Source organism: Kitasatospora sp. NPDC059160 (assembly GCF_042755465.1).
Taxonomy (GTDB): domain Bacteria; phylum Actinomycetota; class Actinomycetes; order Streptomycetales; family Streptomycetaceae; genus Kitasatospora.
The window spans coordinates 22,379-37,749 of the sequence record NZ_JBHZCN010000073.1 but is presented as its reverse complement, the minus strand read 5'-3'; the positions used below and the strand labels follow the sequence as shown (position 1 = coordinate 37,749).

The window sequence follows — 15,371 nt, the reverse complement described above, 5'->3', positions numbered from 1 at the left end:
CGTTCGCAGCAATCCGCGGCTCACATCCGCGAGATCCTCAGGTACCGCTTGAGGTCCGGCAGGCTCTGCCAGACCAGTGCGCCGATCCCCGCCAGCAGGGCCGCGCAGAACAGTTTCCTCAGCATGGTGTTGTCCTCCTCTCGGACTCCGCACTCACCGGGTCCGGACTTGACGCATCCGCCCGCACCGCCTCCTCGACGGCCGCCAGCACCATCCGGACGGCCCCGTCCACGGCGGAGGCCACCGGCTCGCTCAGCCCGATGCCCTCCTCCAGCGAGGCCGGCTCGCACCCGACCACCAGCACCCGCCCGGGCGGTTCGGCCCCGGTGCCGGCGGCCAGCGTGGCGAGCAGCCCGAGCACGGCGTCCGGTCCCATCCGGTGCCCGTCCAGGGCGGGCGCCTCCAGCGGCTCGGCGGCCGCCTCGATGAGGTAGAGGGTGCCGGGCGGGCCGCCCCGGCAGGTGGCGTCCACCAGCACGGCCGTCCGGTAGCCGTCGAGCAGCCGGTACGCGAGGTCGACGCCGCGCACCCCGACGTCGACCGCCGCGACACCGTCCGGCAGCTCGACGCCGGCCAGCCGCCGGACCGTCTCCACGCCGAAGCCGTCGTCGCCGAGGAAGATGTTGCCGACCCCGGCGACCAGCACCGCGCCGCCGGTCACGACTCCTCCAGCGGGGTGACCTCGTCCGGCTGGAAGTAGCGGAACCGCCCCTGGGCCCGCCACAGGTCGGCGCCCGGGTCGTCCTCGACCGTGACGGCGAGGTGCACCGAGCCGTCGACGTCGTGCAGCACGGCTTCCACGAGGGCGGTGCGCCCGTCCAGGAAGAGGTCCTGGGCGTCGGTGCGCCGCCGCCCGGGCCGCAGCAGCACCCGGCTGCCCGCGCCGACCTGCCGGCCGTCGACCAGCACCTTGTCCCGCTCGGGGTCGACCGCCGGATCGTTGCCGGGGTCCCACCAGGGCTGTTCGGAGTCCGTCCCGGAGCCGGTGATCTCGCGCAGGCCGCGGACGGCGCCGTGCAGCCGTTCCAGCACCTCGGGCGGCATGGACTCGGCGAGGTCGATCACCGCCCCGGCCCGGTCGTCGGTGCCCCGGGCCTCGCGCTTCTCGTCCTCGGTCAGCGCCGCCGTGCGCAGCGCCAGGATCTCGTCGATCTCGGTGGCGTCGTAGAGGGTGCCGAGGCTCTCCGGGGCGATCCGCGGGTGGTCCTCCAGGATGATCGGCGAGGAGAGCATCACCTGGTACCCGCCGTCCGGTCCGGCCAGCACCGGCCAGGTGCGGTCGTTGCGGCACCGCTCGACGGCCGGGCGGGCCCACTCGGGCGGGTCGGTGACCGAGACGAAGCGGCCGTGCTCCAGCCCGAGCAGCAGGTGGGCGGAGACCAGCGAGCGCGCCAGCGCCTCCTCCCGCCCGGCCTTGCGGCGCGGTGTCCAGGCGGAGACGTTCTCCACCTCGGCGGTCAGCCGCTGCGCCCGGTACGGGCCGGGCAGTTCCTTCATCCGCAACCGGACCAGCCCGTCGACCTGTTCGCGCCGCCGCACCAGCCGGCCGACGGCGCTGCCGTGCTCGTGCACCAGCTCGGTGGAGCCGACGCCCGGCAGTCGGAAGTCGCGCTGCACCCCGGCACCGGTCAACTCCTCGACGGACACCAGCAGTTCGATCCGCTCTTCGACGCCCTCGTCCCATTCGACCAGCACCCGGTCGGCCAGCTCCAGCCGTTCCACCGGCTCGAACCCGCTGCCGTCGGTGGCCCGTTCGACGGTGCGCCGCTGGACCCGCAGGAACCGCAGCTCGACCGCGAGCCGGTCGCCCTGCCGCGCCTCCGTGACGCACTCGGTGCGCTGGTGCGAGTGCTCGCCGCCCTGCCGGGTGTACTCGGGCGGCACCAGCACGCCGAACTGCCAGCGCAGTTGGTTCTTGGCGGCGGACGCGCGGTACGGGTAGAGCACGTAGCCCTCCAGCAGCACCGCGTCGGCGATCTGCCGGGCGCCCGCGAAGCCACGCTCGATCCCCTCGGGGAGCTCGACCGTGAACCCGCTCACCGGACTCCCTCCCGCACCGCCGCGGTGGCGAGCAGGTCGCGCACCGTCGCCTCCCAGGAGGGCAGCGCCCGCCGGGAGCGGTGCGCCAGCAGCTCGTCCATCAGGTCCTCCGGCAGTCGCAGCCAGCCGCAGCCGGGGAAGTGCTGGTCGACGGCCTCCCGCCAGACCCGGACCGGCATCCGCACCCGGGCCTCCTGGTCCCAGGGCACCGGGGTGACCTGGAACCCGCCGGGGCCGGCGAAGGCGGTGCCGGAGAAGAGCAGCAGCAGCGGCACCTCACCGCCCTCCAGGGCCCGGAAGTACCGGGCGCAGGCGACCTCCAGGTCGTAGCTGCACGGCACCACGAGGTCGGCCTCGGTCTCGCCGGTGAAGCCGGGCACCAGCAGCGGCACGGTGGCGAACTGGATCGGGTTGAGCGTGCTCCCCCAGCGCTCCCGCTCCCCGAACAGGTCGCCCAGCCGCTCCCCCTCGGCCTCGCCGTAGGGCCGGCGGGCGGGTTCGATCCGCAGCTGGCACTGCAGGGCGAGGGCGTGCACCCGGGTGTCGGCGGGCCCGGTGATCCGCAGCCGGAACACCAACGTGGGCCCGGCCGCGTACGGGTCGGAGCGCACGCCGGTGCAGGCGAAGCCGAGCTTCGTCATGCCGTCACCGCCGCGGTCAACGGGCGGGCCCGGAGGGCCAACCGGCCGAAGAAGGCGTCGAGTTCGGCCCGGGCCTCGGCGCCGCCGTCGAAGCCGTGCCAGCACCGGCGGAGCCGGCCGACCAGCTCGTAGCAGACGTCGATCGGCACCAGGTAGCAGGCGACCCGGCCGTCGGTGCGGCGCAGCAGCAGCGCCTCGACGTCCGGTTCCAGGGCGGCGGCCAGCCGGCTGCTGCCGAGGGCGCGCTGCCAGGCCTCCTCGTCGACCTCGCTCTCGGTGGCGCCGGCCGGGCCGGGGTAGAAGGCGAGCAACCGGTCCAGCACGGCGTTGCGGAACAGGAAGACGGTGCCGACCGGGACGCCGAGCACCGACCAGACCCGCTCGTCCACCGCGCCGTCCGGATCGTGCAGGTAGCGGTCCGGCACCGTGCGGTAGCGGCCGCCGGCCGCGCCGTGCTGCTGGAACAGCAGGCCGCAGGCGGTGCAGGTGCAGGCCAGGGAGCGTTCCTCGACGTCCACCAGGTGGCGGTGGCCGGGCGGCAGGTCGTGGCCGCAGAGGCCGCACTGCTCGGGCCGCGGGGGCGCCGGCTCGCGCAGCCGGCGCAGCAGGGCGGTCCCGTCGCGGGAGACCCTCCGGGTGTTCATCGCGCCTCCGCGGGCTGGGGCGGGCGAGTGCCGATCTGGAGCAGCTGGGGGGCGCGCTCCAGGTCCAGGGCCGTCACCTCGGGGGCGTGGCAGGCGAGGGCGGCCTCCACCTCCTGCTCGCCGCAGCCGCACCCGGAGGCGGTGCGGCGCAGCCGCAGGGTGCCGGTCTCCGGGGCGAAGCCGAGCACCTCGATCCGCTCGGGCAGGTTGGCGAGCGCCCGGTCGATCCGGGCGGTGACGTCCTCGGGGTGGAGGTCGTGCAGGAGCAGCAGTCCGGCCACCGCCGGGTCGTCCAGCATCCGTTCCAGGGCGGGCGGGGGCAGCGCGGGGACCAGTCGGGCCAGGCCCTCGCCGTAGAACTCCATGAGCTCGCGGACGAGTTGCTCGCCGGCCTGTTCGGCGTCGCTGCCGGCCAGGGCGTCCAGGGCCTGCTGGATCCGCTGCCCGGTCTGCTCGGCCGTCATGCGGTGAGCCCGCTCAGGCCGGTGGGGACGTGCATGGTCTTGAGGGTGCGGCCGTTGCCGACGTACATGTGCACGCCGCAGGGCAGACAGGGGTCGAAGCTGCGCACGGCGCGCATGATGTCGATGCCCTTGAAGTTCTCCGGGGAGTTCTCCTCGAAGATCGGCGTGTTCTGCACCGCGTCCTCGTACGGGCCGGGGGTGCCGTAGCTGTCGCGCACGCTGGCGTTCCACGGGGTGGGCGGGTACGGGTGGTAGTTGGCGATCTTGCCGTCGCGGATCACCATGTGGTGCGAGAGCACGCCGCGCACGGCCTCGGTGAAGCCGCAGCCGATCGACTCGTCCGGCACCTCGAAGCGCTCCCAGGTCTGGGTGCGCCCGGCGCGGACCTCTTCGAGCGCCTTCTCGGCGAAGTGCAGGGCGGCGGCGGCCGCGTAGGCCTGGAAGTAGGTGCGGGCGCGGTTGCGCTCGATGGCGTTGCTCCACTGCGGGATCTTCCACTCGAAGGTGACCTCGGGCTTGGTCATCGAGCGGGGCAGGTTGATCCGGACGCTGTGGCCGGTGGCCTTGATGTAGCCGATGTCGACCAGGCCGGACAGCGCGGTGGACCACAGCCGGGCGATCGGGCCGCCGCCGGTGTCGAGGGCGAGGTGCTCCTTGCCGTCGAACCAGCGCGGGGACATCACCCAGCTGTACTTGTCGTCGAAGTTGCGCTTCTGCGGCTGCGGGATGGTGTGCTGGTTCCACGGGTGCCGGGGGTCGACGGGGTTGCCCAGCGGGTCATGGGTGACGAACAGTTCCTTGCCCTGCCAGTCCTCGTAGTAGGAGCTGCCGAGCAGGATCCGGATGCCGAGGTTGATCTCGGTGAGGTCGTTGGTGACCAGCTTGCCGTCGACCACGACGCCGGGGGTGACGAACATCCGCCGCCCCCAGTCCGTCATGTTGCGGTACGTGAAGTCGCAGTGGTCCGGGTCGTTGAGGCTGCCCCAGCAGCCGAGCAGCACCCGGCGCCGGCCGACCTCCTCGTAGCCGGGCAGGGCCTGGTAGAAGAAGTCGAAGAGGTCGTCGTGCAGCGGCACGACCTTCTTCATGAACTCGACGTAGCGCATCAGCCGGGTCAGGTAGTCGGTGAACAGCTGCACGGTGGCGACGGTGCCGACGCCGCCCGGGTAGAGCGTGGAGGGGTGCACGTGGCGGCCCTCCATCAGGCAGAACATCTCCCGGGTGTAGCGGCTGACCTGGAGCGCCTCGCGGTAGAACTCGCCCTCGATCGGGTTGAGCGAGCGCATGATGTCGGCGATGGTCTTGTAGCCGTGGTCGCCGGCGTGCGGGGCCTCGGTGCGTTCGGCCAGTTCCAGGACGCCGGGGTTGGTCTCGCGGACCATCTTCTCGCAGTAGTCGACCCCGACCAGGTTCTCCTGGAAGATGTTGTGGTCGAACATGTACTCGGCCGCCTCGCCGAGGTTGATGATCCACTCCCCCAGGCGCGGGGGCTTCACGCCGTACGCCATGTTCTGGGCGTAGACCGAGCAGGTGGCGTGGTTGTCGCCGCAGATCCCGCAGATCCGGCTGGTGATGAAGTGGGCGTCGCGCGGGTCCTTGCCGCGCATGAAGACGCTGTAGCCGCGGAAGACCGACGAGGTGCTGTAGCACTCCGCGACCCGCTTCTGCTTGAAGTCGATCTTCGTGTGGATGCCCAGGCTGCCCACGATCCGGGTGATCGGGTCCCACGACATCTCGGTCAGGCCGCTGCCGTCGCCGGCCGCCCTGGTCATCGGTGTTGCCATCGTCTCTGGGTGTCCTTGTCTAGGGGTCTACGGGTTCGGCGGGGTCGGCGGGGTTCGACGGACCGGGCGGTGGCCGACGCGGGCCGCACACCGGGGGGTGTGCGGCCCTCCCCCGTCACCAGGGCGGGCGGTAGCCCGTGGTCAGGTGACGCCCGGTACGGCGCCACTTCGGTTCCTTGTCGACGGTCTTCTGGGTGATCGCGCGCAGCCGGCGGATCAGCGAGCCGTACGCGGCACTGGCACCCGTCGAGACGCGCGATCCGGGCGGCGGGTCCATGAAGGGCATGAACTTGTCGGGGAAGCCCGGCATGGTGCAGGCGATGCAGATGCCGCCGACGTTCGGGCAGCCGCCGACGCCGTTGATCCAGCCGCGCTTGGTGACGTTGCACTTGACGACGGGGCCCCAGCAGCCGAGCCGCACCAGGCACTCGGGGGTGCCGTAGTCGGTGGCGAACTGGCCCTGCTCGTAGTACCCGCCGCGGTCGCAGCCCTCGTGCACGGTGGCGCCGAACAGCCAGGCGGGCCGCAGCTTGTCGTCCAGCGGGATCATCGGCGCCGAGCCCGCCAGTTGGTACAGCAGGTAGGTGAGCGTCTCGGCGAAGTTGTCGGGCTGGATCGGGCAGCCCGGCACGCAGACGATCGGCAGCCCGGCCTTGGACTTCCAGTCCCAGCCGAGGTAGTCCGGCACGCCCATCGCGCCGGTCGGGTTGCCGGCCATCGCGTGGATGCCGCCGTACGTGGCGCAGGTCCCGATCGCCACCACGGCGGTCGCCTTGGAGGCGAGCCGGTCCAGCCACTCACTGGTGGTGATGGGCTGGCCGGTGGCGGGGTCGTCACCGAAGCCGCACCAGTAACCCTCCTTCTTGATCTTCTCGTTGGGGATCGACCCCTCGACGACCAGCACGAAGGGTTCGAGCTCGCCGCGGTCGGCCTTGAAGAACCACTCGACGAAGTTGTCGGCGCCCTGGACCGGCCCGCACTCGAAGTCGATCAGCGGCCAGTGCACCGCGATCTTCGGCAGACCGGGCAGCGCGCCGGTGACGATCTCCTCGATGCTCGGCTGCATCGCGGCGGTCAGCGAGACGGAGTCCCCGTCACAGCTGAGGCCGGCGTTGATCCAGAGAATGTGCACCACGTCGGTGTCGGTTGTTGCAGCACCCATGAGGATGCCTCCTCGGGGATGGGAGCCGGACGAAAATGGCTCGGACCCAGTCATAGCAACGCTTCGGGCCTTCCGCCGGTCCACCGACCCGGCGGGACCGCCCGGCACGCGCAAGCCGGGCGCGGCCGTTCGGGTCACGGCTCGGCGCGGAGCCCGGCGGGCACCGGCTGCTTGCGCACGAACGCGGACCGCAGCACGTGGTACGGCGATTCGGGTGTGAAGAACTGCCGGCGCATCACCGCGAGCTCCTCCGCCCGGTACGCCTCCAGCGGCTTCCTCCGCTCGTCGGCCTCGCGCGCCGCCTTCTTCGCCGCGATCCGCCGGTGGACGGACGGCGAGGCGGCCAGCAGCCCCGCCAGCCGGGCCGTGTGCGCCCCGAACTCCTCCGGCCCGGCGTCGAGCACCCGGTCGACCAGGCCGATCCGCTCGGCGGCCGCGGCGGACACCGGCAGGGCCCGCCCGGTCAGCCGCTCCGCCTGCGCCGCGCCCACCCGGCGCGGCAGGGTGTACGTCCAGTACTCCGAGCCGTGCAGCCCCATCAGCCGGTAGTGCGGGTTGAGCACCGAGCCGGCCCGGCACCACACCTCGTCGGCGGCCAGCGCCAGCATCACCCCGCCGGCCGCGGCGTTCCCGCCGACGGCCGCGACCACCAGCCGGTCGGTGGTGGTGAGCACCTCGGCCACCAGGTCGTCCATCGCGGTGATGTTCGCCCAGGACTCGGCGACCGGGTCCGGTGCGGCCTCGATCACGTTGAGGTGGATGCCGTTGGAGAAGAAGTCCCGGCCGCCGCCGAGCACCAGCACCGTGGTCGGGCGGCCGAGCGCGAAGCGGTACGCGGCCAGCAGTCGGCGGCAGTGCTCGGCGGACATCGCCCCGCCGGGGAAGGAGAACCGCAGGAAGCCCACCGGGCCGTCCTCGTGGTAGCCCAGGTCCGACCAGCCCGGGTGCTCGCCCTCGTCCGCCGTCAGCGGCGCCGGGTGCTCCGGCAGGGGCGGCAGCAGGGCGCCGAGCGCCGTCACCGCCGGGAGCTTGACCGTCGCGGGCCCGCCCGGGGTGCGGCGGCGACGCAGTTCGGGGAGCCACACTGCGCCGTCCGGGGTAGCCCGGCACACCGCGCCGGCCCGGGTGGCGAGCAGCTCGCCCGGGCGGCCGCGCAGCAGCGGCTCCCGGTGGCCCCCGTGCAGGTACCACTCGGCGCCGCACAGCACGTCCAGCACCCCGGGGCGGGAGTCCGCGGCGCGCAGCCGGCGCAGCACCTCCTCGGTGGGGTCGGCCGTCCAGTCGATCCGGCGCTCCGCCTGGCGCAGCGGCGGCCGGGTGCGCACCGTCCCGTGCCAGCCGGGGCCGTGCTGCGGCTGCGGGGCGTGGCTTCCGGAGGCGAAGCGTTCCACGGCGAGCAGCGCGGCCGTGACGGCGGCGTCGGCGACCTCGTTGCGGTAGAGGTCGCTCTTGCCGCGCTCCGGCAGCCGGCAGGGCGCCCAGGCCCAGACCGGTCCGGCGTCCATCTCCGCCTCGGCCTGGAGCACCGTGACGCCCCATGCGGTGCGGCCCTCCTGGACCGCCCGGTCCAGCGAGGACGGGCCGCGGTCGCCCGGCGGGCCGGGGTGGACGACCAGGCAGGTGAGCTGCTCCCAGAGCGTGCGCGGGATCGCGCTGCGGAGCATCGGCGCGAGCACCAGATCCGGCCGCAGCCGGGCCACCGTCGCCAGCAACTCCTCGTCGTCACCCGCCAGTTGGACGTCGACGCGGTGGCCGCGGTCGCGCAGTTCGGCGTGCAGCCGCTGGCTGAGGCTGTTGAACGCGCTGGCAAGGAGCAGGATCCGCATGTCCGCCTCCGACGGTGAGGGCCCGGGGATTCCGGCGATCATCGCCTCCGCCCGATCCGCCTCCGGGCCCGTCGCCCCCGCCGCGCCGCCCGTTCACCCGAGCGGCGGGGCACCGCCCGGGCGCGCCCGCTCCCGCTCAGGCGGGTTCCTGGCCTCGGCGGCGGCGCAGGCCGAGCAGCAGCAGGGCGGTGAGCGCCGCCGTGGCGATGCCCTCGGCCCAGGCGGCCAGGGTCTTGTCGGCGAACCAGATCGGCTCGTACATGTTCGGCAGCGGTCCGAGGGTGCCGACGTCGACGTAGCGGTAGAGCAGCAGGGCGCCGAGGCCGGAGGCCGCGACCAGCCAGCCGAACAGGACGGCGGACCGGCGGCGCCCGAGCAGCAGGAGCAGCGCGGCGAGGCTGGCGGCGGCGGCCTCGGCCCGGAACAGCGTGCCCTGGGTGATGCTGTCGCCGATGGCGTCGTACCGGTCGGCGAGCCGGGCGTGGACGGCCGCGTCCACGGCGAGCCCGGCGACGGCCACCAGGCACAGCAGGAGTTCGACGGGCCGGCGTCCGTCGCGGGGGCGGGCGTGCGTGCGGGGGGCCACGGCCGGTCAGCCGACGGTGAGGGTGCCGTGCATGAACGGGTGGATGGTGCAGATGTACGGGTGGTCGCCGGTCTGCTGCGGGGCGGTGAAGGTGGCACTGGCGCCGGGCTGGATCGTCCCGGTGTCGAAGGACTTGTCGGAGGCCGTCAGGGTGTGGGCGGTGGAGTCCTGGTTCATCACGGTGACGGTCTGGCCGGCCTTCACCGTCAGGGTCGCGGGGGAGAAGGCGAAGTTCTTGATGATGACCTGGAGAGCGCCGGTGCTGCCCTGCGCGGGAGTGGTCGCGGCACCGCTGCTCTGCGCCGGGCTGGTGGCGGCGCTGCTGACCTGCGCGGGGCTGGTGACCGCGGACGAGGGCGCGCCGTTCGAGGTGGTGCCGGTCGACGGGCTGCCGTTCGACGGGCTGCCGGAGCTGGAGCAGGCGGCGAGGGCGGCGGAGAGCAGCAGCGCGGCGGCTGCCTGGAGGGGCCGGGGGCTGGTCACGGACGGGCTCCGTTCGGGAGGGGTGCGGCGGCGGGAGCGGCGCGCTTCCCAGCCTCCGCCGCCACGGGCCGGTCGCGGCTACGCCGAGGACGCCGGACAGCCCACCGTTTCATCCGTGTGAGTGAATGCGAGGGCCCCGTACGGATGCCCGACGCCCCGGCGATGCGGGGGAATTGTGCAGATTCCTCCCCCGCCCGCTGCCGGCCGGCGCACCGGGTAGGCGCCCCCGGGTACGGCGGGCCGCCCCGGTCCGGCGGGTCGCGATCGCAGGAGGCCGAACCGATGCAGTTGTCCACCGTCCGCCCGGTGCCCGTCACCTTCCCCGACGGCCCGGCGCCCGACGTCCCGGTCGAGGCCGAGCTCCGCTTCGACGCGAGCCTCCCGTACGCGGCCTGCCTGGCGTTCCCGCTGACCCCGTGCCGGTGCACCGGCGACGCCGCCCGGGTGTGCTGGTACTTCAGCCGCGAACTGCTCAACGAGGGGCGGCTCGGCCCGGTCGGCAGCGGGGACGTGCGGATCCGCCCGGGGGCGGCGGGCGAGGTGCTGATCACCCTCCAGGGGCCGGTCGGCCGGGCCGTGGTGAGCGCCCCGGAGGACCTCGTCACGGCGTTCCTCTCGGACTGCTTCGCGCTGGTGCCCGCCGGGGCGGAGTCCCACCACCTGGACGTCGACACGGCCCTCGACCGGCTGCTCGCCGCCGACCGAGGGACGCCCGGTGATCCTCCGTAGAATCCGCGGGCCGATCCCCTCACCCCCGCTCGCCCGCAGGAGGCCGCGTTGACGTCCCACCCCGGACCAGGTGTGCTCACCCACCTGGACTCCCTGCTGCACCGGGCCCCCGCCGACCGCGGCGGGGCGCTGTGGCGGTTGCAGGAGGAGGGCCGCCAGCTCGACGCCAACATCGTCCGCCTGCCGGCGAACGCCGAGGTCGCGGCCCATGTGGAGCCGGACCTCGACGTCCTCGTCCAGGTGCTCGACGGCAGCGGCCACCTGGAGACGGCCAACGGCCGGCAGTTGCTCTCCCCCGGCTGCACCGCCTGGCTGCCGCACGGCGCGCGGCGGGCGGTCGGTGCGGGCGAGGACGGCCTGGTCTACCTCACCGTCCACCGCCGCCGGCCCGGCCTCACCGTGCGTCCCGCACCGGCCGGGTAGCCGCGCCCGGCGCCCGGTGCGGGCGGCCGCCGGGCCAGCGGGCCGGCAGCGGGAGCCGGGTGGCCAAGGTGCCGAGGCCGGTCGGCCCCCGCAGCTCGTGGCCGTGGTGGCGGCGCAGTTCGGCCTCCGTGAAGCGGCCGCTGCGGCCGTGCCAGTCCAGATTGCCGGCCAGGAAGGCCCGCAGGTGGCGGACGTGCTCGTCGACGGCCTGCCGGGCGGCGGCACCGAGCCGGAAGTCCTCGCAGAGGACGGGCAGTTCGGCGGCCACCAGGTGTTCGAACTGGTCCAGCCGGGCCTCCGCGAGGTCGGCGACGACGTGCGCCGCCTCCCGGTAGCCGCAGTCGAAGAAGTGCTCCGCGACCAGCGCGGAGTTGTGGAAGTCGCCCTCGAACTCGATCTCCCGCTGGTACGAGTACAGGTCGTTGACCAGGGCGGAGTGGTCGACCGCCGCGAGTTCCACGGCCCGCATCGTGCCGCTGGCCCGGACCTCGGGCGGGAGCGCCTCACCGCGCAGCAGGCCGGGGATCGTGGTGAAGAACTCCCCGCCGACGGTCTGCCGACGCACCTCCAGGAAGTCGACCGGGTCGGGGATGCGGTGGTGGGCCAGGTTGGCGACCTCCGTCACCCAGCCCTCCAGCAGGTCCGTCAGGACGCCTCGGACGGTGTCCTGCGCGGCGGGCGGCAGGTGCTCGGCGAGCCGGGACCAGAGGTCGGCGAGCCCGCGCTCCAGCGCGTCCGCGGGGGCGACGGGTGCGGCCTGGCCCGGTGCGGTGAGCGCCAGCAGGCGGGCGGCGGCCAGTTTGGCCCCGGCCAGGTCGCGCGGCTGCCCGTAGGCGGCGTCGAAGTGGTCGTCGCCGTAGCAGCCCCAGGTGATGAAGCCGACGGCGGCGGCCAGCTGCTCGGCGCCGAGGTCCGGCAGGGTGAGGGCGCCCAGCAGGCCGAAGTCGGCGCGGGCGAGGGTCCGTTCGCTCCAGACCGGCCGGCCGCCGGTGCGCGGTCCGGGGGCGAGCATGCCCATCCGTTCGGCCCACTCCAGCGACGCCTGTCGGGCCTGCGCCAGGTGCGGGCTGGCCCGTACCTCGCCCGGGGACCGGAGTGCGGGCACCAGGGACGGCCCGGTGCGCCGGTGCGGGACGAAGGAGAAGTTCCGTACGCGCTGCGCGCCGGTCGCGGCCCCCAGCCGCTCGAGGTCCATCGCCGAGGTGCCGAGGCCGCCCAGCGGGAGCACCGAACTCCCCTGCGGGCCGAAGCCGTTCACGCCCCCGTCGTTCATGCCCCCGCCGTTCATGTAGCGGCTGGACCGCAGGTGCCACTCGTGCCCGCCGGACTGCCAGTCCTGCAGTCCCTTGACGTACGCGAGCACCCGGGCCGCCTCCTCCGGGCCGAGGCCGTGGTCGGCGAACAGCGGGGGCAGTTCGGTGAGCGCGGTGTCCTCGAACTGCTGGAGCCGGGAGGTCAGCAGGTCGTTGACCCGGTCGGCCGCCTCCTGGGTGGAGATGTCGAGGAAGGTCTCCAGCACCAGGACGCCGTTGCTCAGTTCGCCCTCCTCCTCGGTCTCGCGCTGGTAGGAGAACAGGTCGTTGCGCAGGTGCACCGCGTCCGAGAAGGCGTCCCGGAGCACCCGCAGCGGCCGGGTGCCGGCGACCGACGCCGGGACCTCGGCACCCGCCGCGTGCTCCACCAGCCCGGCGGACCAGGGCGCGCCGCCCACCTTGCGGCGCATCTCGATGTACTCGACCGGGTTGGGGATCCGGCCGATGTCGATGTTCGACAGCTCCCAGATCGACTCGTCGAGCAGGTGCTCGGTGCTCAGCGCGAAGCGTTCGCGCCACTCCCGCGAGGTGCCGGGGACGGTGCGCAGCCAGAGGTCGGCGAGGCCCGCCTCGACCGGGTTCCGCGGCTCGGGCATCGAGAAGGGGAGGTTCAGCGGCATGAAGGCGGGCAGCCGGTCCAGGTAGGCCTTGCCACCGGCCCGGTCCTGGGTGCGCTTGAAGGTCTCCAGGAAGTGGTCGTCGAAGAAGAACACCCAGACGTACCAGTCGGTGATCAGCGAGAGTTCGGGCCCGTCGCAGTCCGGGTGGGTGTAGGCGCACAGCAGCGGGTAGTCGTGGGCGTCGAGGTCCCGCTGCTCCCAGATGCCCGAGCCCTCCAGCATGCCCATCTGCCGGGCCCACTGCCGGGAGTGCTCGCGCGCCTCCTCCAGTCGGGGGTTGAGGCGGGCGGGGTACGGCAGGTAGAAGGCGGGGAGTTCGAAGGGCTGGGGCACGTGGCTGCACGCTTTCTCGCGGGGACGTCCGGCCCCTGCTCAACGACCCCTGCCGGGCCCGGTCACCGCGGCGCTCCGGCCCCTCGGCGCCTCCGCAGAGTTACTTGACAAGCTCAACCTTTCAGGCCTAGCGTCGTGGCGATTGTTTCAGCTGGTGAAAAATTGACAGCGCAAGCCATCGGGCGCAGTCCGACCCGGGGCGCCGCGACATCCGTAGCACTGGAGACAGCCCTCATGACCCCGCAGGACCACGGCGCTGCCGTCGCCGCCGAGACCGCCCGCTTCGTCACCGCCGTCCAGGACGCCGACCCGGCCCTCCCGGTGCCCGGCTGCCCCGGCTGGACGCTCGCCGACCTCGTCCGCCACACCGGCAGCGTGCACCGCTGGTTCACCGTCCTGCTCCGGCAGCGGATCCAGGAGCCGCCGCGCAGCCGGGACGTCGACCTGCGGCTGCCCGAGGGCGTGGACCAGTACCCGGCCTGGCTGGCCGAGTCCGCCCGGGAGTCCGCCGCCGCCTTCGCCGAGGGCGGGCTCGACGAGCCGATGTGGGCCTGGGGCGCGGACCAGCACGCCCGGTTCTGGGTGCGGCGGATGCTCTTCGAGACCCTGGTCCACCGCGTCGACGCCGAGACCGCACTCGGCCTGGCGCCGGAGATCGACCCGGCCCTCGCCGCCGACGGCGTGGCCGAGTTCCTGACCAACCTGCCCTTCGCCACCCTCTTCGCCCCCGGGACGGCCGAGCTGCGCGCCGAGGACCGGACCATCCGCTTCACCCGCACCGACGGCGAGGGCGACTGGCTGGTCCGGCTGCGCCCCGACGGCTTCGGCCTGGCGGACGCCGACCCCGACGGCTCCGAGGCGGCCGCCGACGCCACCGTCCGGGCGGGCGCCGCCGAGCTGCTGCTGCTCCTGTACGGGCGCCTGGACCGCACCGCCGCCGGGATCGAGCTCGCCGGGGACGAGGAGCTGCTGGCGCACTGGTTCGCCCACTCGGCGTTCTGAGCCGCGCCGGGCACGCGCCCGGAGCACTCACCGGCCGGGCCCCTCAACGGGCCCGGCCGGACGGCCGTCCGGGCCCGTGGGCTCAGTCGGTCGCGGCCAGGGTGCCGTCGAAGGTGGCGGCCGCCAGGCCGAAGGAGAGGGTCATCCCGACGCCCGAGGTGACGGTGATCGCCCGCACGCCCGGGGCCAGGTCGCGCACCAGCAGCGGGCCGCGCGCACTGCTGGCGTAGACGCCCTGCCAGCGCTCCAGGATCCGCAGGTCCGGCACGCCCAGCACCCGGGCGACGGCGGCGATCAGCAGCTCGTGGGTGCGCTCGTCGACGAACGGCGGGGTGGTGGCGTCGTAGTGGTGCGAGTCGCCGACCAGCACGGTGCCGTCCGGCAGCCGGGTGAACATCACATTGGCGCCGATGCCCACCAGCTCCGCGCTGTGGCCGAGGACCTCCGCGCGCAGCGGGCCGGCCGACGGCTGGGCGGTGAAGGCGTCGTAGCGCAGCATCGAGGTGGCGGTCAGTACCGCCGCGTTGGTGCGGAACCCGGCCGGTGCCTCGGCCCGCGCCATGCTCAGGCGGCAGCGCTGGATCTCGTGGTCCTCGGCGATGTCGGGGAACAGGTAGTCGAGGTCGTGGCCGACGCAGACCAGGATCCGGTCGCCGCGCACCGGGCCGCGGGTGGTGTGCACGGCGCCGGACTCCACGCCGGTGACGGCGGTGCCCCACAGCACCCGGCCCCGCGGGTGCTCGGCGACCCAGCGGGCCAGGGCGGGCGCGGCCTCGCGCGGGTTGACCCGCAGGTCGGCGGGCAGCAGCGCGCCGCCGACCAGGTCGCCGGCCTCGCCGCCCGCGCGGCCGAGCGCCTCGGCCGTCTGCGCGGCGGTGCGCAGCCGTACGTCGTCGCCGCCGCGGTCGGCGTGCAGCTCGGCCAGCACGGCCGCCTCGGTCTCCGACCGGGCCACCACCAGGGCGCCGGCCTCCTCGGCCCAGAAGCCGGCCGCCGCGGCGGCGCGCAGCCAGCCGGAGCGGGAGCGCCGGGCCAGTCCGAGCAGTGCGCCGTCCTGGGCGGTGATGCAGCAGTGGCCGAAGTTGCGGACCGAGGCGCCGACCGGCTGCCGGTCGCGCTCCACGACGGTGACGGACAGCCCGTTGCGGAGCGCCTCGAAGGCGTGGGCCAGGCCGACGATGCCGGCGCCGACGATCACCACGTCGCTGGGGCCGGGCGCGCCGGCGGTGTCGCGCGAGGGGGAGACGGCGGGGGTGGTTACGGATGCGGTGCTGCTGCTCATGGTCCCCAGCCAAGCGGCCGACGAGCGCCGGAGTCAAGA

Annotated in this window: 16 protein-coding genes; 3 read left to right on the top strand and 13 right to left on the bottom strand. The window is 74.1% G+C overall.

Features of this window, described 5'->3' with window-relative positions:
* Window positions 1-20: 20 nt before the first annotated feature.
* The 11 genes from ACFXOZ_RS28055 to ACFXOZ_RS28005 all read right to left on the bottom strand — a co-directional run bounded on the left by ACFXOZ_RS28055 (window position 21) and on the right by ACFXOZ_RS28005 (window position 9,630).
* Window positions 21-125 (bottom strand): DUF6893 family small protein, encoded by a 105-nt coding sequence (locus tag ACFXOZ_RS28055; protein ID WP_380397724.1) that lies wholly within the window; start codon window positions 123-125, stop codon window positions 21-23.
* Entirely contained in the window at window positions 119-661 is a 543-nt protein-coding gene (locus tag ACFXOZ_RS28050) for a hydrogenase maturation protease (RefSeq protein WP_380593176.1), read from the bottom strand. The genes ACFXOZ_RS28055 and ACFXOZ_RS28050 overlap by 7 nt, the downstream gene beginning before the upstream one ends.
* A complete protein-coding gene (locus ACFXOZ_RS28045) occupies window positions 658-2,040 on the bottom strand; it encodes a hypothetical protein (protein ID WP_380593175.1) in 1,383 nt (460 codons plus the stop codon). The genes ACFXOZ_RS28050 and ACFXOZ_RS28045 overlap by 4 nt, the downstream gene beginning before the upstream one ends.
* The gene (locus ACFXOZ_RS28040; RefSeq protein WP_380593174.1) at window positions 2,037-2,681 is read right to left on the bottom strand and encodes a DUF6084 family protein; all 645 of its coding nucleotides are present in this window, start codon (window positions 2,679-2,681) and stop codon (window positions 2,037-2,039) included. Before ACFXOZ_RS28040 ends, ACFXOZ_RS28045 begins: the two co-directional genes overlap by 4 nt.
* On the bottom strand, window positions 2,678-3,325 hold the full coding sequence (locus ACFXOZ_RS28035; protein WP_380523647.1) for a DUF5947 family protein: 648 nt from the start codon (window positions 3,323-3,325) through the stop codon (window positions 2,678-2,680). The genes ACFXOZ_RS28040 and ACFXOZ_RS28035 overlap by 4 nt, the downstream gene beginning before the upstream one ends.
* The gene (locus ACFXOZ_RS28030) at window positions 3,322-3,789 is read right to left on the bottom strand and encodes a thioredoxin (protein ID WP_380397714.1); all 468 of its coding nucleotides are present in this window, start codon (window positions 3,787-3,789) and stop codon (window positions 3,322-3,324) included. Before ACFXOZ_RS28030 ends, ACFXOZ_RS28035 begins: the two co-directional genes overlap by 4 nt.
* Window positions 3,786-5,573, bottom strand: coding sequence for a nickel-dependent hydrogenase large subunit (locus ACFXOZ_RS28025; RefSeq protein WP_380593173.1), 1,788 nt, complete (start codon window positions 5,571-5,573; stop codon window positions 3,786-3,788). Before ACFXOZ_RS28025 ends, ACFXOZ_RS28030 begins: the two co-directional genes overlap by 4 nt.
* Before the next feature lie 115 nt (window positions 5,574-5,688).
* Window positions 5,689-6,735, bottom strand: coding sequence for a hydrogenase expression protein HypE (locus ACFXOZ_RS28020; protein ID WP_380593172.1), 1,047 nt, complete (start codon window positions 6,733-6,735; stop codon window positions 5,689-5,691).
* 134 nt (window positions 6,736-6,869) lie between these two features.
* Window positions 6,870-8,561, bottom strand: coding sequence for an enoyl-CoA hydratase-related protein (locus ACFXOZ_RS28015; protein WP_380593171.1), 1,692 nt, complete (start codon window positions 8,559-8,561; stop codon window positions 6,870-6,872).
* A gap of 136 nt (window positions 8,562-8,697) precedes the next feature.
* Window positions 8,698-9,147, bottom strand: a complete 450-nt coding sequence (locus tag ACFXOZ_RS28010; RefSeq protein WP_380523657.1) for a hypothetical protein — start codon at window positions 9,145-9,147, stop codon at window positions 8,698-8,700.
* A gap of 6 nt (window positions 9,148-9,153) precedes the next feature.
* Window positions 9,154-9,630, bottom strand: a complete 477-nt coding sequence (locus ACFXOZ_RS28005; protein ID WP_380523659.1) for a cupredoxin domain-containing protein — start codon at window positions 9,628-9,630, stop codon at window positions 9,154-9,156.
* Between the two features lie 282 nt (window positions 9,631-9,912).
* Between ACFXOZ_RS28005 and ACFXOZ_RS28000 the strand changes: the two genes are divergently transcribed.
* Both ACFXOZ_RS28000 and ACFXOZ_RS27995 read left to right on the top strand, forming a co-directional pair.
* Window positions 9,913-10,359, top strand: a complete 447-nt coding sequence (locus tag ACFXOZ_RS28000; protein ID WP_380593170.1) for an SsgA family sporulation/cell division regulator — start codon at window positions 9,913-9,915, stop codon at window positions 10,357-10,359.
* Between the two features lie 48 nt (window positions 10,360-10,407).
* Window positions 10,408-10,782 carry a cupin domain-containing protein gene (locus tag ACFXOZ_RS27995; protein ID WP_380593169.1) on the top strand — a complete coding sequence of 125 codons (375 nt, stop codon included), beginning with the start codon at window positions 10,408-10,410 and terminating at the stop codon, window positions 10,780-10,782.
* Here the strand turns inward: ACFXOZ_RS27995 and ACFXOZ_RS27990 are convergent.
* On the bottom strand, window positions 10,754-13,048 hold the full coding sequence (locus ACFXOZ_RS27990; protein ID WP_380593168.1) for a germacradienol/geosmin synthase: 2,295 nt from the start codon (window positions 13,046-13,048) through the stop codon (window positions 10,754-10,756). The genes ACFXOZ_RS27995 and ACFXOZ_RS27990 overlap by 29 nt on opposite strands.
* Window positions 13,049-13,282: 234 nt before the next feature.
* On the opposite strand from ACFXOZ_RS27990, the gene ACFXOZ_RS27985 reads away from it, so the two are divergent.
* Complete coding sequence (locus ACFXOZ_RS27985) at window positions 13,283-14,050, top strand: maleylpyruvate isomerase family mycothiol-dependent enzyme (RefSeq protein WP_380523667.1); 768 nt, start codon at window positions 13,283-13,285, stop codon at window positions 14,048-14,050.
* 82 nt (window positions 14,051-14,132) lie between these two features.
* Here ACFXOZ_RS27985 and ACFXOZ_RS27980 read toward each other — a convergent pair whose 3' ends face one another.
* Window positions 14,133-15,332 carry a TIGR03364 family FAD-dependent oxidoreductase gene (locus tag ACFXOZ_RS27980; RefSeq protein WP_380593167.1) on the bottom strand — a complete coding sequence of 400 codons (1,200 nt, stop codon included), beginning with the start codon at window positions 15,330-15,332 and terminating at the stop codon, window positions 14,133-14,135.
* Window positions 15,333-15,371: the final 39 nt, after the last annotated feature.